The organism is Demequina sediminicola (assembly GCF_000975055.1).
Taxonomy (GTDB): domain Bacteria; phylum Actinomycetota; class Actinomycetes; order Actinomycetales; family Demequinaceae; genus Demequina; species Demequina sediminicola.
In genome coordinates this window covers 1-1,293 of sequence record NZ_BBRB01000009.1, presented here as the reverse complement: position 1 = coordinate 1,293, position 1,293 = coordinate 1, and the positions used below count along the sequence as shown (strand labels likewise).

Here is a 1,293-nt window from a genome sequence, read left to right as displayed (position 1 = left end):
ATTGACAAGGCCGTATCGACAGAAGTGGCAGTCCCTGGAGAAACCGTGACATACACGGTGTCCGTCACCAACACGGGCTCCGTCGCGTACGTTGACCCAGAATTCGCGACGTTCGTAGATGACCTTGACGAAGTGCTGTCCGTGGCGGAGAACCTGACCGTCGTGTCGGTGGAGGGCAACGAGTCACGGCCCGTGGATGAAGTCGTCATCTCGGGGCTGACGCTGACATGGACTGGTGAACTCGCGGTGGGTGAAACCGTCGTGGTGACGTACACCGTCGACGTTAAAGACCCGTTGCCTGACGATGTGGCTGCAACCATGACCAACCTGGTGCTTGGCCCGCCCGAATCTACCTGCAGCGAGGGAACGGAACCCGAGTGCACCACGACCACCAATGTGGGCGAGATCGCGATCGACAAGCAGGTCGATGTCTCATCGGCTGCCCCTGGCGACACCGTCTCTTACACGGTATCGATCGCCAACATCGGCACCGGTGACCTGACCGACGTGACGGTCACCGATGATCTGACGGACGTCCTCGACGACGCCGCCTGGGTCGGTTTCGTGACACCGCCCACTGACCCCGGCGCATCGTACGACGACGATGTCACGATCACCTGGACCGGAGACCTGGCTGCAGGCGAGTCCGTCACCGTGCAGTACCAGGTGACAGTGAACACCGGGCTCGACGATGGTGCGGAACTCAACAACCTGGTGACAGGACCACCTGGATCGTCGTGTGTGGAACCGGGTGACGCCGGGTGCTCGACCACCACGGGTATCTACAAGCTGACCTTCGACAAGGACGCCGATACGGATGTCGCTGTTCCGGGCCAGACTGTGACCTATTCCGTCGTCGTCACCAACACCGGAACCGCGGATTACGTAGACCCGGACTTTGCTTCATTCAGTGATGACCTGTCCGACGTCCTCACTGTCGCGGACAACCCGACGATCGTGTCGGTCGTTGACGATGATGGGGCACGGCCTCCGACCGAGGCCACGATCTCTGGTTCGATGCTGGAATGGTCCGGCGAGCTGGCCGTCGACGAGGTCGTGACCGTGACGTACTCCGTCACGATCCTGGATCCCTTGCCCGACGATGTCGACCTGACGCTGACGAACGGCGTACAGGGGCCGCCCGAGTCCACATGTGTGACCGGCGAGGAGCCCGGTTGCACCGTGTCGACGCCCGTGGGTGAGCTCGTCATTTCCAAGACCGCTGCGCCTGCCGTGGCAAGCCCCGGTGACGATGTGACGTACACCGTCGTGATCTCCAACGAAGGTGCCGGA

General features: G+C 61.9%; 1 protein-coding gene. It reads left to right on the top strand.

Going from position 1 to position 1,293, the window contains the following annotated elements; all coding sequences use genetic code 11:
- On the top strand, positions 1–1,293 hold a 1,293-nt coding region (locus tag AOP79_RS11470), incomplete at its 3' end, for a DUF7927 domain-containing protein (protein ID WP_304512076.1).